The sequence below is a fragment of the Clostridium beijerinckii genome (assembly GCF_008705175.1).
GTDB lineage: Bacteria > Bacillota > Clostridia > Clostridiales > Clostridiaceae > Clostridium > Clostridium beijerinckii.
On sequence record NZ_CP043998.1, the window covers coordinates 2917772 to 2941613 of the forward strand.

The window sequence follows — 23842 nt, forward strand, 5'->3', positions numbered from 1 at the left end:
TATCCTAATATTATTTATAAGATATTTCTACTTTATTGTATGTTCTAAAATTTTAGAAGTGATTCTATATTCCACTTGGCTTCTTTCTTAATAAACGTTCCATAATAGATTGATTCCTTTCAAATTCAAGGTCTTCATATAATTTATTCTTTTCTTCATTTATTGTCATGACTTTCTGTCTAATTATTAGATTTTCATTTTCAAGTTCTAATAATTTTTTTTCTATACTTATCCTAATATCTTTTTCTTTTAGTAATTGATCTTTTGCTTCATTCAACTGTTTTTTTGCATCATCCAGCTGCTTTTTTGTATCATCAAATTCCTTTTGAAGATTTTGTTGTAACTCTATAAATACATTATAATTCTCATCTGTCTTACGTTTTTGTTCTAATATTATTGCAATTCTCTCTTCATAATCATCCATGAATCTTTGTTTTTTTTCTAATTGCATATTTAATGAATCAATTTTCCTATCCAAATTTTTCTTTTCTAACTTCACTTTAGATAATTCGATTTTTAAATTTTGAATTTCCTCATTTTCATTAAATGAAATTTCATTATTAACTTGATTCGTCTCATGTTTCAATGAATTATTCATAGTAAATCTATTTGGAATATATAGATTTAAATCAGGTTCATCTGTTCCGTAAGTCTCTAGTAATTTAACGGAATTATCTCTGTTATAATGCATAAAACAATGGTATCTCATTACTGTAAATTCATTACCTTTATCAAAATATATAGGGCTTTCCCATTGCTCATTATTAAAAAATGAATAAAATATCTTATTTTGTTCTATCCAACAGGCACATAATTGGTTATTTCCAATAAATAATATTGGATCGATTAATTTCATATTACTTTCACGAACTCTGTAAACTTGTATATTACCACTAATATCTATACAAACGTGATCAATAAAATACAATAAATCTTCTCTAGATTTGTTTAATATATGAACATCCTGTTGTTGGTCCCTTAACACTTCAAAAGATATATCATCTCCTTGAATCCCATAAAGTCTTTTAGCAGAAGACCATTTACGATTTTCAAAGTTACAATAGTTTAGTGAGACTTCATCTCCTTCATCTGTGATGAAAAATACTTCAAGACCACTTTGTTCATTTGTGTTTACTAAATAATATTCCTTTAAGTTAGGTACCAAGACGATATCTTGCAGCGAGAAAAATTTCGTTTCTTTTCCATTCCAGGCACAATGCATTAACACACCGTGATCACTGCCATCATTGCTTATGAGCAAAAAAAATATATGCATTTCTTCTCCAATAATTTCAATCTTTAAATGCTCTATTTGAAACTCATCAAAATCCATTTGATATAGAGTTTTTCCGACCCAATGTTTATCCTTCATTGTGCAATATTTCAATTCACCCTTAATATTGCTGTATACTATATGTATTCTTTCATCCCCCTCAACATAAACAGCAAACCCCAATACTTCATTATTAATCAAATTTTCTTTAGTCCATTTTCCTTCTTCATACATAATTTTATAACACAATTCTCTATTATCATTTCGGAAAAATTTCCATATGTTATCAGTATAATCAACATATATACTATTCATGCCACTCCCTCCTTAATAAAATTATATTTTTAATAGAAGTTTATTATGCTTTTTTGTAAAACTTATTTTAATTTAACTTTTATTATCACCAGCATAATGTAATTTCATATAATGTATTGTAAATGTTGAATAAACTTATGTTCAATATACTTTTTGAAGAGGAGGAAAATATATGCCCATTAACTTCAAGAAATTTTCGCCACGTCCTGGCCTTGTAAATAAACAAGGACATTTACCAGATCCTTCTGAATTAGTTTGCATTGAAGTGCCAAAGATTTTCGATCAATGCCTAATAAAAAGATGTCTTGTATATGGCGATGGTCCTGACACAAATACAACAGATTCTGAATTAAGAAGCAATCCACTAACAGATCCTAAAAGATATATTGGTAGTAGAGATTTTAATTTAACATTAATTTCTGTGGATAAGATTCCACTTGCAGGCAGACCTGGCTTCAAAAAAATAGTTATTTCCTATAGAATTACTTTCTATGCAGATTATATAGATGCAAATGGTGTAAATCAAAGCGAACTGTTCGAAGTTAATAGAACCGATGTAATAGGAAAATTTTATTGCCCTGAATCTATAGCTCAAATTTCTGCTAGCTTTGTTCCTGTTCAAGATGCAGCTGATTTGGATTCTAATATAATAAAACTTGAAATGGTTGCCCAAGCTTTAGCAGGTGAATTATTAGAAGATGAAGAAGGAAACGACGTTTTAGATATAACTTTAGGTTACTATATTGTTGTAAAATGTGAGCTTATTGTTCAACTTCTTATACCAGCTTATGATTATTGCCCTGTTCCAAAAGAACCATGTGAAGAGGAACCAGAGGAAGACCCATGTGAGAGATTTGAAAAGGCTCCAATTCCTAAATTCTATCCTGATCAAAACTTAGAGCCATTATTCTCAGACTGTGATGATAATGATCAATAGTATTATTAACAAAATAATTAACATTATAATTACAAGGATTATTAGAATTTCTGTAGATAAATAGATTGAGGTCTTTTACTAAAAATAGATATAAAGATGTGATGATATCCTTTTATTGAATTATTATATTCAATTATAAAATTCAAGTATTATCATCACCTTCTTTGATAAAGTTCATATATTATAGTAGAAGAACCAAAGAACTCTAAATTATCCATATAGAAATTTTTATAAAAATTTATCTAAATTAAAAGGAGGATTCTATTTATGAATTCAATGTCAAAATGTCATGATAATCATGATAATTGCAAGAAAGAAAAAGATTTATGTCCAACAATTATAAAATGTAGTCAAGCCGGTTCAGTAACAGTTCCAGCAGCTACAGTATTGGGAACATCTTTTCCTCTTACTGCTCTTACTGTAAACACTGAATGTTTAAAAAACCCTTGTGTGAAATTAGAATTTACAAGCAATCTTGTTGCTGCTGTTGCATTCACAGGAACAATAAATTTCCAAGTATTTAAAGTTTGTAGAAATCAATCTACTCCAATCCCAGTTGGACCTGCATACACTTTTAACTTAGTAGCATTATTAAGTTCACAAACATTCTCTTTCTTTGTTTGTGACTGTGGCGATTTCTGCTGTGATGATTGTTGCACTTATACTGTATCTGCAACAATTACTAGTGCAGTTACTGTTGGTACTTTAAGTATTAATAATGCAACTTTAGGTGCAATAGCAACTTGTGGATCAAGTTCATGCTGCTAATAGTAAAATCTAAATTGCTTAAGTCTTTAGATTTAGATATAATTTGAATATTGAATTATATTCAAAATTTTATAAAATCTAATGTAAATTATTCTTTAATTAGTTGTAAAATCTAGAATTAAAAATAGTTTAAACTCGAGGTTAATGCCTTGAGTTTTTCTATATAAAAAAATAGGAGGAACTATGAAAAAATATTTTACTTTATATTGGCCTGGACTTCAAAATTTTCATCTTACAAAAGATGTAGGTTTAATCCCTTATGTCTTTCAAAAGCATTTAAATTATGAGGTTTCTATTTTATGCGGCAAAAATGAAGAACATTATGATGAAAAACTTACAAAAAACATTACTCTTAATTTTATGGACGATGAAGCTTCAGTGACAGCCTTATTGCAAAAAACCGATGTCCTTATGTTTATTGGCTTATATGATTTTAATTTAAATATGATAGAAAGATTTAAATCAGTAAATCCCAATGGCAAGATTTATTTAAAACTAGATTTAAATAGATATTGGCTAAATAGAATAACTTTTAATAATCGAAGCATTAATTTGTTAAGTAATAACAGTTTGGTTTCCGTAGAATCTAAAAATCTAAAAAAAATAATTGATGATACCTGGCCTATAAAGGTTGAGCATATACCTAATGGATTTTATGATTTTTTTGATAGTCCATTGATAAATTACAAGGATAAGGAAAATATCATATTAACAGTTGGCAGGCTAGGTTCTTATGAAAAAGCTACTGAAATTATAATGGAAGCCTTTAAAATAGCGTCAGAAAAACTTCCTGACTGGAAATTAAAATTAGTAGGCCCCATTGAACCAGGTTTTAACGAATATATTAATAATTACTTGTATAAGTACTATCCTAATTTACAAGGCAAAGTCATTTTTACAGGCCCCATCTATGATAGAAAGTTACTCATGGAAGAATACAAGAAGTCAAAAGTATTTTGTTTGACTTCAAGGGTTGAGGCTTTTGCTCAAGTGTTTGGTGAAGCTGCTTTTAATGGAAATTATATTATATCCTCTGATGTAGAGGGAGCAATAGATATTACAGATGATAAAAAATATGGGGATATATTTCAAATAAATAACTTTGAGGAACTTTCAAAGAAATTGATTTCAACATGCTCAAACGAAAAACTACTTGAACAGGTGTGCAATGATATTCAAATTAATACACGAGATAATTTTGAGTGGATAAAAATCTGCAAAAAAATAAACTCTTTCTTTTAGAATATGGCAAAATCAAGATATTTTAAACTCTATTTTTCACGCTTTTTGTTAATTTTCATAAAATACAATAAAGCACTAGTATGATTTTAAGTATGGTTGTTTATAAATAAACAATTACTATATTAATCTATTACAGGAGATATTAAAATAATGTTTCAAAATAAAAAAACTTCAATAATAATACTAACCTATAATAATATTAATTATAATCAAATATGCCTTGAAAGCATAAGAAAATACACTGCTTCAGACACTTATGAAATAATCATTGTAGATAATAACTCTAGTGATGGAACTAGAGAATGGCTTAAAGAACAAACTGATATTAAACTCATTTTAAATGATGAGAACTTAGGCTTTCCAAAGGGCTGTAATCTTGGAATAAATGCAGCTGAAAAAGATAACGATATTTTAGTTCTAAACAATGATACAAAAGCTACACCAAGATGGCTTGATAACCTTAAAGCTTGTCTATACAGCAATGAAAAAATTGGTGCTGTGGCCTCAATTACTAATAATTGTTCCAACTATCAGGCAATAAATGTTCCATATACAGATATAGAAGATATGATCGATTTTGCAGACAAAAACAATATTTCTAATTCAGATATGTGGGAAGAAAAATCCAGATTGGTAGCCTTCTGCATGTTAATTAAAAGAGAAGTTATTAATAAAGTCGGAACCTTTGATGAGCGGTTTACTCCTGGAAATTTTGAAGATGATGATTTATGCATGAGAATTGTGGATGCTGGATATAAACTCATGGTTTGTAATGATAGTTTCATACACCATTTTGGAAGCACATCTTTTAAGAGTGATTATGCTAAATTTAATAACATTCTAAAAACAAATGCTCATAAGTTTGAAGAAAAATGGGGTTTCAATTCTAATTCAGAAAGTTTATTAAAGTTTGATATTATAAACCGTATAAATGAACCAAGAGAAAAAAAATTAAATATTCTTGAATTTAATTGTGGTCTGGGGTCTACCCTGCTTAAATTAAAATATATTTATCCTAATGCAATGCTTTATGGTATAGAGCCAAATAGAAATGTAGCCAAAATATGTGAAAAAATAATAGAAACAATAACTCAAGATTTTGAGGAAAACTATACCATGAACTTCAAAGAAAGCAAAACCAACTTTTTTGATTATATAATTATTGGGAATAAACTTCAATTTAGTAAGGATCCATGGAAATTACTAACTGAGTTAAAAAAATATTTAAAGCCTGATGGATATATAATCGCCACAATACCAAATTTAATGCATTATTCTGTTATAAAAGGTTTATTAAATGGAACTTTTATCTATAATCACGATTCCATATTAAATCCAAAGTGCACAAAATTTTTTACATTACCAGATATACAAAAAATATTCGAGGAATGTGGATATATAAATCCATATATATTTCATTACTCTAGAGAAATATCACAAGAAGATAATAATTTTTTAGATCAAATATGTAATGTCGTTGGAAGTGATATGAAAGGCTTTTTTATATCCTACCAGTATGTAGCTAAGTTTCAAAACAATACTTTTATAGATACCCAAATCTGAATTCAGATTTATGTGGTAACCTATCAAAATAATAAATGTTTTTGCAACCTCAATGGTTGTAGTATTCCGAAAAAATATGGAAATATAACTGAAGTCCCTAAGCTGCAAGTTGCATCCAATTTAGCATGCCACCGCTTTTTGCGTTACAAGCTAAATTGGAAATTTCCACACAAATTCTATTTTGATTTTTTCATTTTCTTTTCTTAATTTAGAAATTTCTTCAACATCTTTTTTATGTTCCCTCTCATTCGGACACGGCTCTCTTACTTTAATTATAATTTATTTCAAGAATGTGTCCATAAAATTATACTAACATCATAACATCAGTAATTATGAAAAAATATTCATATATTTATAGATACATAGAAAAATATTTATATAGAAATATATATTTATAGGTATCTAGTTTTATATAAACATATTTTACTATTTAAATATAAAAATATAAAAATATTTATAGTAAACATGCGGGTTTTAAGAACATGAGGATTTAAAGCGCTTATTTTAAGTATATTTAATCTAAGAAAATTATAGATTAAACTGTCCATATATAACACTTGTAAAATAAAAATGACAATAGGAATTTGCATATTATAGTCATTTATCATAATTGTAGCAGCTTTAATCATTTTACATATATTATATTAGACAATTATATAATGGTTAGGCCATTTGAAAACAAAAGAAAATTAAGGAGATGATACAATGCCTAGCGTAATTCTTAGTCCCACCGCGGATGCATATATATCATTGTTAAATCCCAACACAAACTTTGGATTTTCAAGTCTTCTATTTACAGGAAGATTTGTTCAGCCTAATGATCTATTCAGAAGTTTATTAAAATTTGATTTAACTGGTTCTGTTCCGTCCGGAAGTTCTATAGCAAATGCTTCTTTAAATTTATTTGTTTTTAGAAAAGATCTTCCTGATGCTGTTTTGTCTCCACAGACTGTCAGCGTATTTACAAATGCAAGCGACTTTTCTGAAAATACAGTTACGTGGAATAATGCACCGGCAATAAATCCGACAATTTATTCTATAAATGTAACTGATGCAGATGTTGGTAGGTATATAAGTATTGATATAACTAATTTAGTAATAGATTGGGCAAACAACCCAGCAACAAATTTTGGTGTAACATTAACTGGTATTGAAAATGTAATTGATACAATTATAGGTTACTTCTCAAAAGAGTGGGCAGTTGAAACACAAAGACCATTCCTTAGCATAGAATTCTCATCTGGAGGAACTGGCGCTACTGGTGCTACTGGCCCTACCGGACCTACCGGACCTACTGGTGCCACTGGACCTACTGGTGCCACTGGAGAAACTGGACCTGCTGGAAATACTGGCAGCGCAGTTACTGGTGCCACCGGACCAACAGGCGATACTGGCGTTACTGGACCAACTGGTGATACTGGTGTAACCGGACCAACTGGCGATACTGGTGTTACTGGACCTACAGGTGATACTGGCGTTACTGGACCTACAGGTGATACTGGCGTTACTGGACCTACAGGTGATACTGGCGTTACTGGAGCAACAGGTGATACTGGCGTAACCGGAGCAACAGGTGATACTGGCGTAACCGGACCTACGGGTGATACAGGTGTAACTGGACCTACAGGTGATACTGGCGTAACCGGACCTACAGGTGATACTGGTGTAACCGGACCTACAGGTGATACTGGCGTTACTGGACCAACTGGCGATACTGGTGTTACTGGACCTACAGGTGATACTGGCGTAACCGGACCAACTGGCGATACTGGCGTTACTGGACCTACAGGTGATACTGGCGTTACTGGACCAACTGGTGATACTGGCGTTACTGGACCTACAGGTGATACTGGCGTTACTGGACCAACTGGTGATACTGGTGTAACCGGACCTACAGGTGATACTGGCGTTACTGGACCTACAGGTGATACTGGTGTTACTGGACCTACAGGTGATACTGGCGTTACTGGACCAACTGGTGATACTGGCGTTACTGGACCTACAGGTGATACTGGCGTTACTGGACCAACTGGTGATACTGGTGTAACCGGACCTACAGGTGATACTGGCGTTACTGGACCTACAGGTGATACTGGTGTTACTGGACCTACAGGTGATACTGGTGTAACCGGACCTACAGGTGATACTGGCGTTACTGGACCAACTGGTGATACTGGCGTTACTGGACCTACAGGTGATACTGGCGTTACTGGACCAACTGGTGATACTGGTGTAACCGGACCTACAGGTGATACTGGCGTTACTGGACCTACAGGTGATACTGGTGTTACTGGACCTACAGGTGATACTGGCGTTACTGGACCAACTGGTGATACTGGTGTAACCGGACCTACAGGTGATACTGGTGTAACCGGACCTACAGGTGATACTGGCGTTACTGGACCTACAGGTGCTGGTTTAGCTGCAGATGGTTATGTATATGAACTTGCAACAATAGCCGATTCAACTGTTGTTGGTGGTGCAGACGTTCCATTCTCTAACAATGGACCGTTAAGTGGTGTAACTCATACACCTGGTACTACTACTATTACCGTAGTAAGTGCCGGCACTTATGAAATAAATTATGGCATCAGCATAACAGCAGGTGTTGGTTCACAAATTGCAATTGCTGTAAATGGTACTGTTGATGCATCTACTCCTATAACAGCTTTAGTTGCTACTGGTGAATTATTCGGAAGCGCTATATTAACTCTTGCTGCCGGAGATGTCATCACTTTAAGAAATAACTCAGCAACTCCTTTAGTAATGACATTGGCTCCAGGAGTTGGCTCTCAATTAACCATTAAAAAATTAGATTAGAATATAAGATTGGCCCTCTGCTAAAATCAGAGGGCTTTGATATAAAATCAAGTACATTTTTCATAGCATTCATTATTTATTTAAAGTTTCAGTATAGAGAAATATTGATTTTTTTATCTATTCTATAGTACATAAAATTTAAAATTTGTTCCATTTTTATATACATAATTGCATTATATTGTGCCAAGACTTTACAATTTTCCGTATATTATTAGTGACGTATCTTTTTTTATCTAGGAAAAAATAAAGAAATTAAGGAGATGACACAATGCCTACTGCAATTCTTGTCCCTATTGCAGATGCTTATATATCATTGTTAAATCCAAACACGAACTTTGGATTTTCGAGTCTTTTATTTACAGGGAAATTTGTTCAGCCTAATGACCTATTTAGAAGCTTATTAAAATTTAATTTAACTGGGTCTCTTCCATCGGGAAGTACTATAACAAATGCTTCCTTAAATTTATTCGTTTTTAGAAAAGATTTACCTGATGCTGTTTTATCCCCACAAACCGTCAGCGTATTTACAAATGCAAGCTATTTTTCTGAAGATACAGTTACGTGGAATAATGCGCCAGCAATAAATCCAACAATTTATTCTACAAATGTTACTGATGCAGATGTCGGGATGTATATAAGTATTAATATAACTAATTTAGTGATTGATTGGGTAAATAACCCAGCAACAAATTTTGGTTTAACATTAACTGGTATCGAAAATATAATTGACACTATTATAGGCTATTTCTCAAAAGAGTGGGCAGTCGAAACTCAAAGACCATTCCTTAGCATAGAATTTTCATCAGGTGCAACAGGATCTACTGGGCCTACAGGTGACACCGGAGCAACCGGACCTACTGGAGATACTGGAGTAACAGGATCTACTGGTGCGACTGGAGTAACTGGACCTACAGGTGACACCGGAGCAACAGGACCTACAGGTGATACTGGAGTAACAGGAGCTACAGGTGACACAGGAGTTACCGGTCCTACTGGCGATACTGGCGTAACCGGACCTACAGGTGATACTGGTGTAACCGGACCTACTGGAGATACTGGTGTAACCGGACCTACAGGTGATACTGGAGTAACAGGAGCTACAGGTGACACAGGAGTTACCGGTCCTACTGGCGATACTGGCGTAACCGGACCTACAGGTGATACTGGTGTAACCGGATCTACAGGTGATACTGGCGCAACCGGATCTACAGGTGATACTGGTGCAACCGGACCTACTGGAGATACTGGAGTCACAGGTTCTACTGGTGCGACTGGAGTAACCGGAACTACAGGTGATACTGGAATAACCGGACCTACTGGAGATACTGGTGTAACAGGAACTACAGGAGACACAGGAGCAACTGGATCTACAGGTGACACTGGAATTACTGGACCAACTGGCGATACTGGTGTTACTGGACCTACAGGCGATACTGGTGTAACAGGATCTACAGGAGATACTGGTGCAACCGGACCTACAGGAGATACTGGAGTCACAGGTTCTACTGGTGCGACTGGAGTAACAGGAACTACAGGAGACACAGGAGTAACAGGATCTACTGGTGATACTGGAGTTACAGGATCTACAGGTGCTACTGGAATTACCGGACCTACTGGAGACACAGGAGTAACCGGAACTACAGGTGATACTGGAATAACCGGACCTACAGGAGATACTGGTGTAACAGGAACTACAGGAGACACAGGAGCAACTGGATCTACAGGTGACACTGGAGTAACAGGACCTACAGGTGATACTGGAATTACTGGACCAACTGGCGATACTGGTGTTACTGGACCTACAGGCGATACTGGTGTAACAGGATCTACAGGAGATACTGGTGCAACCGGACCTACAGGAGATACTGGAGTCACAGGTTCTACTGGTGCGACTGGAATTACCGGCCCTACTGGTGCGACTGGAGTAACAGGAACTACAGGAGACACAGGAGTAACAGGATCTACTGGCGATACTGGTGCAACTGGACCTACAGGTGATACTGGAGTAACCGGATCTACAGGTGATACTGGAGCGACAGGAACTACAGGTGATACTGGAGTTACAGGTCCTACAGGTGCTACTGGAATTACCGGACATACTGGAGACACAGGAGTAACTGGACCTACAGGTGATACTGGAGCAACAGGAGCTACTGGAGACACCGGAGTCACAGGTTCTACAGGTGATACCGGAGTCACAGGACCTACTGGAGATACTGGAATAACCGGCCCTACTGGCGACGCTGGAGTTACCGGACCTACTGGAGCAACCGGACCTACTGGCGATACTGGTGTAACCGGATCTACTGGAGACACCGGAGCAACAGGAACTACAGGTGACACTGGTGTAACTGGACCTACTGGAGATACTGGTGTAACTGGACCTACAGGTGATACTGGAGCAACAGGATCTACAGGAGATACTGGAATTACCGGCCCTACTGGAGATACTGGAGCAACAGGAACTACAGGTGACACTGGTGTAACTGGAGCTACTGGAGACACCGGAGTAACTGGATCTACTGGAGACACCGGAGTAACAGGATCTACTGGAGACACCGGAGCAACAGGATCTACAGGTGACACTGGTGTAACTGGACCTACTGGAGACACCGGAGTAACTGGACCTACTGGAGATACTGGAATAACCGGCCCTACAGGCGATACTGGTGTAACAGGACCTACAGGTGACACAGGAGTTACTGGACCTACTGGTGATACTGGAGCAGGAAGCACTTTAGCTCCTACAATGGCAAGCGCTTCCTTAGCACTTAACCCTAATGGAAGTGTTACCATACTATCTAGAGATGTCACTGCTAGCACTAATCAAATATTAAAACTAGATTCAATGGCAGAAATTGATATTACAACAGCATTAGCAGCATCATATACGTATACAATTGAATTTCAGCTAATTCGTGATACTACTAATATCGCAACCGTAACAATTAATAATACTAATACAATTACTGCTGCTATAAATTTAACTGAAATTCCTAATCTTACTTGGACTGATACTCCTGGTGCAGGAACATTCACCTATACTGTTACAATTGCTATGACTAGTACCAGTATTGCTTCTGCTAATACTACTACTAGAGCACTAAATATAACAGTATTTTAACTAACCAAAAGAAGATTACCTGTGTTTTTTATTCAGGTAATCTTTTTTATCATCATATCAATATGTGTCAAAAAATTTTTACTGCCATATTATATAGTGTAAAACTTAAAAGAAGGTGGTTATTTGATAACTATTAGTCTTTGCATGATAGTTAAAAATGAAGAAGATGTAATAGCAAATTGCTTAGAATCTGTAAAAGATATAGTTGATGAAATAGTAATTGTAGATACTGGTTCTCAAGATAAAACAAAAGAAATTGTAGAAAAATATACTTCAAAACTTTATCATTTTAAATGGATTGATGATTTTTCTGCTGCAAGAAATTTTGCTTTTAGTAAAGCTACTAAGGATTATATTCTTTGGTTAGATGCTGATGATGTTATATTACCTCAGGATGCAGAAAAATTTAAAACTTTAAAGGAAACATTAGATCCTTCTGTTGATTCTGTAACAGCAAAATATAATATAGGATTTGATGAATATGGAAATGTAACTGCAACTTATAGACGTAATCGCTTAGTTAAAAAAATCAATAATTTTCAATGGTTTGGTTTTGTTCATGAATATCTCGCAGTTGGAGGAAATATAATCAATAGTGAAATTGCAATAACTCACAGGAAGTTAAAGCAAACTCCAAAGCGAAATCTCGAAATTTATCAGAATAAATTAAAAGAAGGAGTTGTATTTACACCAAGAGATATTCTCTACTACGGTAATGAATTATATGACCATAGAATGTTTGATGAGGCATTGCAATACTATAATAAATTCTTGGATTCAAAGCAAGGCTGGTTTGAAGATAATATCAGAGTCTGTGAAAAGATATGTGACTATTATCAATCAATAGATAAGGTAGAAGATGGGAGAAGATATGCATTTAGGAGCTTCGAGTATGACACTCCTAGAGCTGAAGCTTGCTGTAAAATAGGTTTTTCTTTTTTACATGAAACTAAATATAAGCAAGCAGCTTTTTGGTATGAGGAAGCTGCAAAACTAGAAAAGCCAAAAGATAGCTGGGGATTTTTCAATGATGCATGTTGGACATGGCTACCTCATTTACAGTTATGTGTTTGTTATGATAGACTTGGAGATCATAAATTAGCATATGATCATAATGAAATTGCTGCTAAATTTAGACCTGATGATTCACGCATATTATATAACAGAAACTATTTTAAAAGTATAGGAATTGGTTAATAATACTAAATATGTAGAATATTTCTAAGTTACTTTGCACATTTATTTAGCTAAAAAAATAATAGATCGATATAAATATATTCGATCTATTATTTACTTTATCGATGCTTAATTCATAAATTCCAGTATCCTTTTTATACCTTCCTTAAACTTAACATTGCATTCCCATCCTGTATTGTGTTTTAATTTATCTACAAGCGGCTCAAAACTTATTACCATCTCATTGTTATAAGGTATTGCTCCAAATTGCAATTTACTTTTTGATTTACAGACATTTTTCATATCTATTAAAAATTCTTTAAGTCTTCTACTTTCACCACTTGCGATATTGTATATTCCATCAGCACATGAAGTATTTGCAAGCAGATACATTGCTCTTGCTAAATCTTCTACATAAATAAAATCCCACATTTGTTCACATCTTGTTAATTGTATATTTTCATTTTTCATCATCTTATAGAATGTAGACATAACGAGTGTTTTTTCATAGTCATAAATACCATATACACTAAATATTCTTGTCCAGATAAATTTAATATTATTTTCTGCTGCAATCTGTTTAAGAGTCTCATAAGCTTTTAGTTTAGCTTTTCCATATTCGTTTATGGGTTTTGAGCTATGAATTTCGCTAATTTTTCCTATGCATTTACCGTACTCAGCCTGTGAGCCAGAACCTATGAATGTATCACATCCTAATAATTTAGCTGATTTCATTGCATTTACTGCAGCGTAATAGTTTTTTTCTTGAATAACAGCATCATTACGATATGGCAATCTCGTGCCGTTCCAAGCTAGATGATAAAATATATCTGCTTTTTTTAGTTTAATTTTCTCTGTAATCTTTTCTATTTCACTCATATCAATTTCAATAATTGTTAGGGAATCACTTTTAGGCAATCTACTTAAGTTTTTTGAATTAGGTCTGGTTATAGCTATAACATTAAAATCGCTTTTTAGATATTCTTTGATTAAATGTACTCCTATAAAGCTAGTAGCCCCAGTTATCACTATATTATTTATAACTTATCATCCCCTTTTGTCTTATAAAATTTTGAATTATAAATTAGTAGAACTAGGTTTATGCTAGGCCTACTGAACTTAGATATTACAAATTTTTATTAACCTATTAAGGTGTTCTCTATCTAAAGGGGGATCTTGATCATATATTGGTTTATTTACAGCAAGTTTTGGATATAAATAGGTAGTATCAGTTAAGGCAATTTCTATAAAACAAGGATTTTCATCTGTTAATACATTTGAACATTTTGAAATTTCTTCAACTGAATTTATTTTTATATATCGTAAACCATAGGCTTCTGCAATTTTTTCAAAATCAGGTGTTATATATCCCATTTCCTTTTTGGTTTGTACAAAATTAGAATTAAGGTACATTTCTTGAAAGTGGCGAATCATTCCTAACGATTTATTATTAAGCAATATTACTTTAACAGGAATATTTTCTCTTGCTATAAATTGAAGCTCTTGAATATTCATCTGCAATCCGCCATCTCCATTGAAAGAAATAACACTTTTTCTGCTTCCATAATATGCACCAATCGCGCATGGAAGCGAATACCCCATTGCACCATGCCCTCCAGAAAATAGCATTCTTTGATTGCTCTTAATTACAAAAGACTGCGCTATCCACACCTGATTTTGACCGACATCGGTTGTTATAATAGAGTCATCTGGAACAATACTCGAAAACTCTTTTACAACGCTGTTTTCATATTGTGAATCAATATCTTTAAGCTCCTTTTTTATTTTAGTACATGCATCTATCCATTTTTTATAATTGGCCTTTAATTTAAATTCATTTGCATTTAACATTGGAATCATTTTCTCTAAGTCTGCTAAAATTGATATTTCATCAGCTTTTATTCTATTTGTGAGTTCAAAATCATCTATATCCACCCTTAAGAGCTTAGCATTCTCTGCAAAAACCTTAAGATTGCTGCCCGTTTGTCTGCAATCAAGCCTAGAACCTAAGCTTATAATTAAATCACTATTTGATATTATAAAATTTGCATATCTATGCCCATAAGCACCTATAAATCCACAATTGTTTTTAGCATTACCAGGTAATACGTCTCTTCCAATCATACTTGTAACAACAGGAATTCCTGTTAAGTCTATAAATTCTCTGAATTTTTTAACAACGCCTGCAATATTAATGCCATTTCCGGCTAAAATAACAGGCTTTTTAGATGACTTAAGCATTTCTAACATAGTATTTTTCACATTATCATAGTCCCAATTATCCTCTTCACTATCATTTGATTCATAACATTTTAATTTTTCTGGAATAACATCAGATCTCTGAATATTCATTGGAATATCAAGCAAAACCGGTCCTTTTCTACCATTACAGCTTATATAAAATGCTTTTTCAAGTTCATATTTAATATTTTTTTCATTTTCAATCTTTACTGAATATTTTGTAATAGGCTTTACAATACTTACTATATCGGTTTCCTGAAATCCTTTTTGCCTTACAGGCAGACTACCTTTTGATTCATAGGTATTAACCTGCCCTGTAATAAAAACACAAGGTATAGAATCAAAATAAGCATTTGCAATCCCAGTAATTAAATTTGTGGCCCCTGGTCCACTAGTAGCGTATGCAATTCCAGGTTTATTTGAAATTTGTGCATATCCACAGGCCGAAAATGCGGCTCCCTGTTCATGATAATTTAGATGGATTGAAATATGTTCTTTATATTTGTTAAATGAATCCATAAGATGTGTTACCATTCCACCTGGATAACCAAATACATCACTAACTCCTCTCTCTATAAAAAAAGTCACAATATAATCACTTACTTTCACATTACAATTCCTTTCATAATTGTTTATTAACTGCTTCTTTAATTGTATTAGCCATATAATTTATCATATCATTAGTCATTTCTGGATACACTCCTACCCAAAAGCTGTTCTTCATAATTTTATTCGCATTAGTGAGGTTTCCAACGATACGATATCCATTGCTACTTTTTCTCATTTCATCAAAACATGGGTGTTTTATTAAATTTCCTGCAAATAGCATTCTCGCTTGAACACCTTTATTTTCAATATATTGGATAAGTTTATTTCTATCTATTTCTTTTTTACATGTGATAAGAAAACCGAACCAGCTTGGATTAGCATTCTTACAAGGAATAGGCAGAATAAGTTTATCTTCTACTTCTAATAATTTTTCTCTTAATTCCTTAAAATTTTCACGCCTCTTTTTAATGAATGCTGGTAATTTTTTTAGCTGAGCACATCCAACAGCGGCCTGCATATCAGTAGCCTTTAAATTATAACCAAAGTGTGAATATACATATTTATGATCATAACCTAAAGGCAACTCTCCATACTGCTTATCAAAACGATGATTACAATAGTTGTCCATTCCTGGAGGGCAGACACAATCTCTCCCCCAGTCTCTAAGTGAACGAATTATTTTATTAAGCAGTGGATCATTTGTATATACTGCTCCACCTTCACCCATGGTCATGTGATGTGGAGGATAGAAGCTAGAAGTACCAATATCTCCAATAGTACCAGTAAACTTTTGCTCTCCATTTATTGTATATTCTGCTCCTAAGGCATCACAATTATCTTCAATGAGCCATAAATTATTTTTATTGCAAAAATCTTTAACTGAACTTAAGTCAAATGGATTTCCTAATGTATGAGCTACCATAACTGCCTTAGTCTTATCTGAAAGAGCCCTTTCTAGCATTGTAACATCAATGTTATATTGTGGAATTGTAATATCTATAAAAACGGGTATTGCGCCAAATTGAATTATAGGAGCTACTGTAGTTGGAAATCCTGCGGCAACGGTAATTATTTCATCCCCCTTTTTGACCGTTCTCTTTCCTAAAAGTGGTGAAGTAAGTGTCATAAAAGCAATTAAATTGGCACTTGAACCTGAATTAACAAGACTACAATATTTTATATCTAGAAACTTAGAAAATTCATTTTCAAATTGAGCAGTATATCTTCCTGCTGTAAGCCAAAACTCAAGTGAACTATCCACAAGATTTACCATTTCTTCCTCATCATAAACTCTGGCTGCATAAGGAATTCTTTGTCCTTTTTCATAATTAGATTTTTTATGATATTTATTGCAGTATTCACGAACAAGCTTTAGGATTTCCATTTTATCTTTTTCTTTATTCAATTCATCTGACATAATTATTCTCCTTATAGAAAAATTCTATTATCTGCCTACTCATACATTCATTTACGTCATATTTTTTTAAATAACACTTTCCCCATTCAACGGTTTTCTCTATTGCAGTTTCTATATTCCATCGTGGTTCCCACCCAAATATAGTTTTTATCTTTGAACAATCCAATTTTAAAAAACTTGCTTCATGAGGACCATCAAGAAATTTATTTTGCCAAGTCATCCCTTCTCCCCATTTTTTGCAGAACAATCTTACTAAATCTAAAGTTGTTATACAGTCATAATCATTAGGGCCAACATTGTAATATCCAGAATATTTTATATCATCATATTGCTTTTGTACTATCATAAGATATGCTCCTATTGCTTCTAGAACATGCTGATATGGCCTAATTGAATAAGGGTTCCTTACTCTAATAGGCTGCTTTATTTGAGCAGATCTAATGCAATCAGGAATTATTCTATCACTTGCGAAATCCCCTCCGCCTATCACATTACCAGCTCTAGCTGTAGAAATAGCCGTTTTTTCTTCTGCAAAAAAAGAACCTTTATAACTATGAGTAACGAGTTCAGAACATGACTTACTATTAGAATAAGGGTCAAATCCATCTAGTTGTTCATTTTCACGATATCCCCATTCCCACTCATTATTTTTATAGACTTTATCTGTTGTAATATTTAAAAATGACTTTACACATTCATTTTTTCTGATACATTCAAGTATGTTAACTGTCCCCATTACATTAGTTTCATAAGTTAAGACAGGATTTTTGTAACTATCAATCACAATAGGTTGAGCTGCAAGATGAAATACTATTTCCGGTTTATATTTACAGAAGACTTCCATGAGTTTTTCTAAATCTCTAATGTCTCCGATTGTAGAATTAAATTCCTTGTCAATTCCAGAAAGTTCAAACAAGTTTGGTTTAGTAGGAGGAGCTAGTGAATATCCTATAACTTCCGCTCCAGATTGGACAAGTATTTTGCAAAGCCAGGCTCCTTTAAATCCAGTATGACCTGTTACTAGCACTTTCTTCCCCTTATAAAAATTAAGATTTATCACCATTTTTTCCATGGTGCATCACCACTTTCCCATAATGCTTCAAGCTGCTGTTTGTCCCTCTGTGTATCCATGCATTTCCAAAAACCTTTATGTCTATATGCCATAAGCTCTCCAAGTTTAGCAACAGTTTCTAAAGGAGCTTTTTCAAATACCGTAGCATCATCTTCAATATAATCAAAGATTTCAGTATTTAGCACCATAAAACCTCCATTAATCATACTTCCACAATTATCATTCTTTTCGCTAAAGGAATTAATCATATTATCTTTATTTATATCAAGAACCCCAAATTTCTGTTCAATACTTATTGCTGTCATAGTGACTGTTTTTCCATGAGTTTTATGAAATTTAACTAACTCAGAAATATCAACATCGCTGACTCCATCTCCATATGTAAGCATAAATGTAGAATCATTGATGTATTTTTGTATTCTTTTAATACGTCCTCCTGTCATGGTATTAAGACCTGTATCAACTAAAGTAACTTTCCAAGGCTCTGAAAAATTACTATGTACGGTCATCTTATTACTTTTTTCAAAATTAAAAGTAACATCACTTCCATGTAAATAGTAATTTGAAAAATACTCTTTAATAATGTGTGACTTATATCCACAGCAAATTACAAAATCATTGTAACCATAATTAGAATATATCTTCATAATATGCCATAAAATAGGCATACCTCCGATTTCAATCATAGGCTTAGGTCTCAAATGGCTTTCTTCTGAAATCCTTGTTCCAAATCCGCCTGCTAATATAACAACTTTCATATATAACGCCTCTATTACTTATTTATATACTTATATGCAGTATAAATAATCAATGATACAACGATTCCAGCAAAATTAAATAATGTATTTTGTATTCAACTACATTAAGTCATCATAGTATATACTAAACAATTTTTTAGAATGAAATTATATAGTACTTAATAGAAATAGCATTAAAATCCAAAAGTATTATTAAATAGAGGTGTAATAAATGACTGTCGAGAAAAAATTAAATAATATTTCATGTAAAAACTATTGTGATACGCATAATATGAAATATTCCATTATAAAAAATGAACATTTTCAAAGGTTATATATACCAGATTACAGAGATACTCCAAATTTCATTAATCATGTAGATGTACAATACCCAGAAATTCTTATTTCTGAATTAAATAATGTCAATATAATTGGCGCTAATTATATTATTTTTGATAAAGATAATTTTTGTATTTATGACATTGCACTTAAAGATAATGAGAATAAATTTGATTTGAAAATTAACAATACAATATCTGTTGAGAAAGATACTACTTGTATTCAATATGAGGAGCCTGCTTGTAACATTGAAGAAGGAATAATGCTTATATCTGGCTGCGCTTTTAATTTCTCTCATTTTCACACAGAAGTACTTTCTAAATTATGCCTTATTAATGAGGTTGAAGAATATGCTGATATACCAATATTAATTGATGAAATTTGCTTTAGTATTCCACATTACTTAGAAGAATTACAAATGTTAAATAAAAATGGCCGCAAAATAATTTATCTACGTAAGGGATGTTGCTATAATGTAAAGAAACTCATATATCTTTCAGATTTAGCAATGTACCCAATTGAAATAAAGAGAGGGTACCCACTTAATTATAAAGATTCTATTTTAAACGATTTATGTATTAAGCCATTAAATAAAGCATTAGCAATTGAAAATAATATATTTAGAAAAATATATATATCCAGAAGAAATTCATACAATCCTAGATTAGAAAATCAAGATATCATTGAGCAGAGTTTTATAGAGCATGGTTATGAAATCATCTATCCTGAATTTATGTCTTTTGCTGATAAATTAAAGATATTTTCAGAAGCAGAATTCATAGCAGGTCCATTTGGGGCTGGTTTTACAAATATTATATTTGCAAATAAAAATGCAAAAATCATATGTATACAGCCTAAAGCTATAGCATCACCTTGGATTTCTAATATATCGGGCATATTAGGACAAGAATCTTATTTCTTAGATGCAGAATTATCTAAAATAACCCCTTATAGATATTGGCAGAATGCATTTAAACCTAATGCAGAACTTGTAAGAAACTTTTTAACACAATTTAAATAAGTATATATCTCTTAAGTGCAGTCCCTCCTACTTTATATTAACCTGCACACTTCTATTAAATTCGTAACACTATAAATTCTATTATTAAATTTTATGTAACATTAATATTGTTCAATTCATAAAATGTATTAATTTTATATGATTTCTAATTGAAATAATTCTATTATAAATGAAACAAATAATTCTAAAAATTCATTTAATATTTTAAAGTTAATATTCACATATATAATAAAAATTTAATCTTAAGATATTATTGACAGATTGAAAGGTGGCTTATAATTAATGTCTGTCCAAAAAGTTTTAACAAATATTACTTGTAAAGAATATTGTACTTCTCATAATTATAAATATTCTGTTATAAAAGAAGCACATCCTCAGAAAATATACTTGCCAAATTATAGTGATAATACCGAAGCGATTGCTTCTATAGATAGTAAATTTCCTGAAATTTATACAGCTGAATTATCTAATGTAAATTTAATTGGTGCTAACCCTATAATTTTTGATGATAAAAATTTTTGTATCTATGATTTAGCATTTAAGAATTATGAAAATAAATTTGATTTTAGAGGCAATAACATTTTTGACATGAGAAATCATCAAGCTTTTATTGGTTATACTGAGTCATCTAAAATTATTAAGGAAGGAATAATGCTTACTTCAAGTGCCTCTTCTAATTATTCTCACTTTCAAATTGAAGTAGCTTCTAAATTATTACTTGTAAATGAAATTTCCGAATATAACCACATTCCAATATTAGTTGATGCGATTTGTCTTACTATACCTCAGTTAAAAGAAGAATTGGAGATGTTAAATAAGCAAGGAAGAGAGATTATCCCTTTAATTAGCGGTTATAATTATAAAGTAAATAAACTAATATACATTTCAGATTTAGCGATCTATCCCTTAAATCTAAAACCAGGCTTTTTAGTAAAATATGAAGATATTATCATTGACGATTTGGCTATCAAACCTCTAAATAAAAATTTATCAATACAAAACAATAATCTTCATAGAAAATTATATATTTCAAGAAGAAAATCTCCCATACCAAGGTTAGAAAATCAAATTGAAGTAGAAAATATTTTTAAATCCTTTGGTTTCGAAATTATATTTCCTCAAGATATGTCTTTTCATGATCAATTGCAGACTTTTTCTGAAGCAGAATTCATAGCTGGTGCATCTGGTGCTGGACTTACAAATGTAATATTTGCAAATAAAAATGCAAATATAATATTTATACAGCCAAAGAGCATTCAATCACCATGGTACTCAACTATAGCTGGTATATCTGAATTAAAATACTATTTTCTAGATGGAGGTCTTTCAGGGCACTCCAATATGCCATATTATCAAGGTACTTTTATATTAAATGAAGAATATTTAAGAGATTTTCTAAACACTCTCTTAAAAACTAACTAGATAAACTCTTTTATTATATTAATATGATAAAGGTAGTTTCAAGTAACTAAGCTGTTAGGGAAGGTGCAGTATCAAATGGTAATAAATATAAATGAAAATAAAATCGCATTTATTACTTGCGTAGATGATGAAGCTTCATATGAAAGAAGTCTATCGTATGTTAATAAACTTCCAGTACCTAGTGGTATTGAAATTGAAATAATAGCCATAAGAAATGCCAAAAGTATAGCTTCTGCATATAATGAAGCAATTCAAAAAAGTGACTCTAAATATAAGGTTTATCTTCATCAAGATGTCTATATACAAAATAGCAATTTTATAAATGAAATATTAAATATATTTAAAAATGATTCAAATATAGGGCTTATTGGTATGGTTGGAGCAAAAATCATTCCAGTATCAGGAATATGGTGGGAGGATTCCAAAAAAGTAGGGAAAGTCTACGACAGTCATAGTGGAACCATGGACTTATTAATTTTTAATGAAATTAATGATTTATATTCCGAAGTAAAAGGAATAGATGGATTTATGATGATAACACAATATGATCTTCCATGGATGGAAGATATTTTTGATGGGTGGCATTTTTATGATGCCTCACAGAGCATTGAATTTATAAAAAAGGGCTTTAAGGTAGTAGTTCCTAATCAAAAATTTCCGTGGTGCATTCATGATTGCGGAATTGTAAATACAACAAACGGCTTTGAAGAATATCGCAATAAGTTCCTGGATACTTACTCTAAAGACATATTTCCTTTAGTCAGCATATTAATTCCTGCTTACAATCAAACTAAATATCTAAAGTCTGCACTTGACTCCGCACTAAACCAAACATACCGAAATACTGAAATTATTATATGTGATGATAGTACTACCAATGATGTACAAGCTTTGATTGAACACTATATGTTAAAAAACAACAAAATTAAGTATTTTAATAATGGTGGTCCACTTGGTCATAGAGGTAAGCTTAACGTTAATAAGTGTTTTAGAGAGTCATCAGGTGAATATATAAACTATTTATTACATGATGATCTTTGGGACTTTAATAAAATAGCTAAAATGATTGATTATTTTCTTTATGATGATACCCTCTCTCTAGTAACAAGTTATAGAAAAATGATTGACGAGAATGGTAATTATTATAACGATAATTTTAGAACTGTCTGTCAATATTCTTATGATACTCTCTTAACCGGAGAAGAAGCTGGAAAAAAACTTCTTTTATCAATGATTAACTATATTGGTGAACTGACTACTGCTATGTTTAAAAGAAAAGCCTTGGAATTTGACTGTGAAAACCATAATTTAATCGACTATGATAAATACCAAATATACTGTTTAGGTGATATATCCTTGTGGCTTAAATTATTGCAAAAAGGAAATATGATGTATATTTCTGAACCTTTAAGTAATTTTAGAATTCATAATTCTCAGAGCATTCAAGATACCACTTTAGCTTTCTGGGCTTCACTTGATTTTTTTAAGCTGATTATTTCTTCATATGAAGATGGATTTTTTCTTAAAGATAAAAGAGAGCTTCTACAAAGTCTTTTAGCATGGTATAAAGAATATAATGGAGACCTCATTAGATTTATTGAACAATATAATAATGAAGCTGAAAATAATGAAGAAGTAATGAAACTTAAAGATGAATATATACGTTGTTACACTAAATTTATAAATATATTATTAGAGTAATTGCATCATTTACTAAACTTAAGCTTATATCAATCGAAGTTTAATATAAGATACTATCAAATAAATAACAAGTCCACTTGCAAGGCTATTTGGGACTCGTTATTTATTTTCATGTGCCTAACTTC

The 23842-nt window shown here is 32.3% G+C and carries 16 protein-coding genes; 10 read left to right on the plus strand and 6 right to left on the minus strand.

Annotated elements, in window-relative coordinates:
* Positions 1–64: 64 nt before the first annotated feature.
* Positions 65–1588 (minus strand): coiled-coil domain-containing protein, encoded by a 1524-nt coding sequence (locus F3K33_RS13180; protein WP_039768879.1) that lies wholly within the window; start codon positions 1586–1588, stop codon positions 65–67.
* A 172-nt stretch (positions 1589–1760) separates the two neighbouring features.
* Here F3K33_RS13180 and F3K33_RS13185 point away from each other — a divergent pair, with 172 nt between their 5' ends.
* The 7 genes from F3K33_RS13185 (at position 1761) to F3K33_RS13215 (ending at position 13239) form a co-directional block, all read left to right on the plus strand.
* Positions 1761–2525 carry a hypothetical protein gene (locus tag F3K33_RS13185; protein ID WP_012058794.1) on the plus strand — a complete coding sequence of 255 codons (765 nt, stop codon included), beginning with the start codon at positions 1761–1763 and terminating at the stop codon, positions 2523–2525.
* A gap of 267 nt (positions 2526–2792) precedes the next feature.
* Entirely contained in the window at positions 2793–3293 is a 501-nt protein-coding gene (locus F3K33_RS13190) for a DUF4489 domain-containing protein (RefSeq protein ID WP_039768873.1), read from the plus strand.
* A 183-nt stretch (positions 3294–3476) separates the two neighbouring features.
* Positions 3477–4535: a glycosyltransferase gene (locus tag F3K33_RS13195; protein WP_039768871.1), complete on the plus strand. Its 1059-nt coding sequence runs from the start codon at positions 3477–3479 to the stop codon at positions 4533–4535.
* A gap of 150 nt (positions 4536–4685) precedes the next feature.
* Entirely contained in the window at positions 4686–6098 is a 1413-nt protein-coding gene (locus F3K33_RS13200) for a glycosyltransferase (RefSeq protein WP_154861714.1), read from the plus strand.
* 705 nt (positions 6099–6803) lie between these two features.
* Positions 6804–8918, plus strand: coding sequence for a DNRLRE domain-containing protein (locus tag F3K33_RS13205; protein ID WP_154862460.1), 2115 nt, complete (start codon positions 6804–6806; stop codon positions 8916–8918).
* 268 nt (positions 8919–9186) lie between these two features.
* A complete protein-coding gene (locus F3K33_RS26975) occupies positions 9187–12042 on the plus strand; it encodes a DNRLRE domain-containing protein (RefSeq protein WP_154862461.1) in 2856 nt (951 codons plus the stop codon).
* A gap of 123 nt (positions 12043–12165) precedes the next feature.
* On the plus strand, positions 12166–13239 hold the full coding sequence (locus tag F3K33_RS13215) for a glycosyltransferase (protein WP_039770982.1): 1074 nt from the start codon (positions 12166–12168) through the stop codon (positions 13237–13239).
* Positions 13240–13347: 108 nt separating this feature from the next.
* Here the strand turns inward: F3K33_RS13215 and F3K33_RS13220 are convergent, their stop codons facing one another.
* From F3K33_RS13220 to rfbF, 5 genes are all read right to left on the minus strand, one after another.
* Entirely contained in the window at positions 13348–14247 is a 900-nt protein-coding gene (locus F3K33_RS13220) for an NAD-dependent epimerase/dehydratase family protein (RefSeq protein WP_243141339.1), read from the minus strand.
* 90 nt (positions 14248–14337) lie between these two features.
* The gene (locus F3K33_RS13225) at positions 14338–16068 is read right to left on the minus strand and encodes a thiamine pyrophosphate-binding protein (protein WP_039770984.1); all 1731 of its coding nucleotides are present in this window, start codon (positions 16066–16068) and stop codon (positions 14338–14340) included.
* A 13-nt stretch (positions 16069–16081) separates the two neighbouring features.
* Positions 16082–17425, minus strand: a complete 1344-nt coding sequence (gene rfbH, locus F3K33_RS13230) for a lipopolysaccharide biosynthesis protein RfbH (protein WP_039770985.1) — start codon at positions 17423–17425, stop codon at positions 16082–16084.
* A complete protein-coding gene (rfbG, locus tag F3K33_RS13235; RefSeq protein ID WP_039770986.1) occupies positions 17415–18497 on the minus strand; it encodes a CDP-glucose 4,6-dehydratase in 1083 nt (360 codons plus the stop codon). Before rfbG ends, rfbH begins: the two co-directional genes overlap by 11 nt.
* A complete protein-coding gene (gene rfbF, locus F3K33_RS13240) occupies positions 18482–19255 on the minus strand; it encodes a glucose-1-phosphate cytidylyltransferase (protein WP_039770988.1) in 774 nt (257 codons plus the stop codon). Before rfbF ends, rfbG begins: the two co-directional genes overlap by 16 nt.
* A gap of 211 nt (positions 19256–19466) precedes the next feature.
* On the opposite strand from rfbF, the gene F3K33_RS13245 reads away from it, so the two are divergent.
* The 3 genes from F3K33_RS13245 to F3K33_RS13255 all read left to right on the plus strand — a co-directional run bounded on the left by F3K33_RS13245 (position 19467) and on the right by F3K33_RS13255 (position 23717).
* Positions 19467–20594, plus strand: coding sequence for a glycosyltransferase family 61 protein (locus F3K33_RS13245; protein ID WP_039770990.1), 1128 nt, complete (start codon positions 19467–19469; stop codon positions 20592–20594).
* A gap of 282 nt (positions 20595–20876) precedes the next feature.
* A complete protein-coding gene (locus tag F3K33_RS13250) occupies positions 20877–22016 on the plus strand; it encodes a glycosyltransferase family 61 protein (RefSeq protein ID WP_039770992.1) in 1140 nt (379 codons plus the stop codon).
* Between the two features lie 75 nt (positions 22017–22091).
* Positions 22092–23717, plus strand: coding sequence for a glycosyltransferase (locus F3K33_RS13255; RefSeq protein WP_039770994.1), 1626 nt, complete (start codon positions 22092–22094; stop codon positions 23715–23717).
* Positions 23718–23842: the final 125 nt, after the last annotated feature.

Coding starts and splice junctions, on each gene's coding strand:
- F3K33_RS13180 (WP_039768879.1), bottom strand. CDS start 1,588: ATGAATAGTATATATGTTGATTATACTGATAACATATGGAAATTTTTC.
- F3K33_RS13185 (WP_012058794.1), top strand. CDS start 1,761: ATGCCCATTAACTTCAAGAAATTTTCGCCACGTCCTGGCCTTGTAAAT.
- F3K33_RS13190 (WP_039768873.1), top strand. CDS start 2,793: ATGAATTCAATGTCAAAATGTCATGATAATCATGATAATTGCAAGAAA.
- F3K33_RS13195 (WP_039768871.1), top strand. CDS start 3,477: ATGAAAAAATATTTTACTTTATATTGGCCTGGACTTCAAAATTTTCAT.
- F3K33_RS13200 (WP_154861714.1), top strand. CDS start 4,686: ATGTTTCAAAATAAAAAAACTTCAATAATAATACTAACCTATAATAAT.
- F3K33_RS13205 (WP_154862460.1), top strand. CDS start 6,804: ATGCCTAGCGTAATTCTTAGTCCCACCGCGGATGCATATATATCATTG.
- F3K33_RS26975 (WP_154862461.1), top strand. CDS start 9,187: ATGCCTACTGCAATTCTTGTCCCTATTGCAGATGCTTATATATCATTG.
- rfbH (WP_039770985.1), bottom strand. CDS start 17,425: ATGTCAGATGAATTGAATAAAGAAAAAGATAAAATGGAAATCCTAAAG.
- rfbG (WP_039770986.1), bottom strand. CDS start 18,497: ATGGAAAAAATGGTGATAAATCTTAATTTTTATAAGGGGAAGAAAGTG.
- rfbF (WP_039770988.1), bottom strand. CDS start 19,255: ATGAAAGTTGTTATATTAGCAGGCGGATTTGGAACAAGGATTTCAGAA.
- F3K33_RS13245 (WP_039770990.1), top strand. CDS start 19,467: ATGACTGTCGAGAAAAAATTAAATAATATTTCATGTAAAAACTATTGT.
- F3K33_RS13250 (WP_039770992.1), top strand. CDS start 20,877: ATGTCTGTCCAAAAAGTTTTAACAAATATTACTTGTAAAGAATATTGT.
- F3K33_RS13255 (WP_039770994.1), top strand. CDS start 22,092: ATGGTAATAAATATAAATGAAAATAAAATCGCATTTATTACTTGCGTA.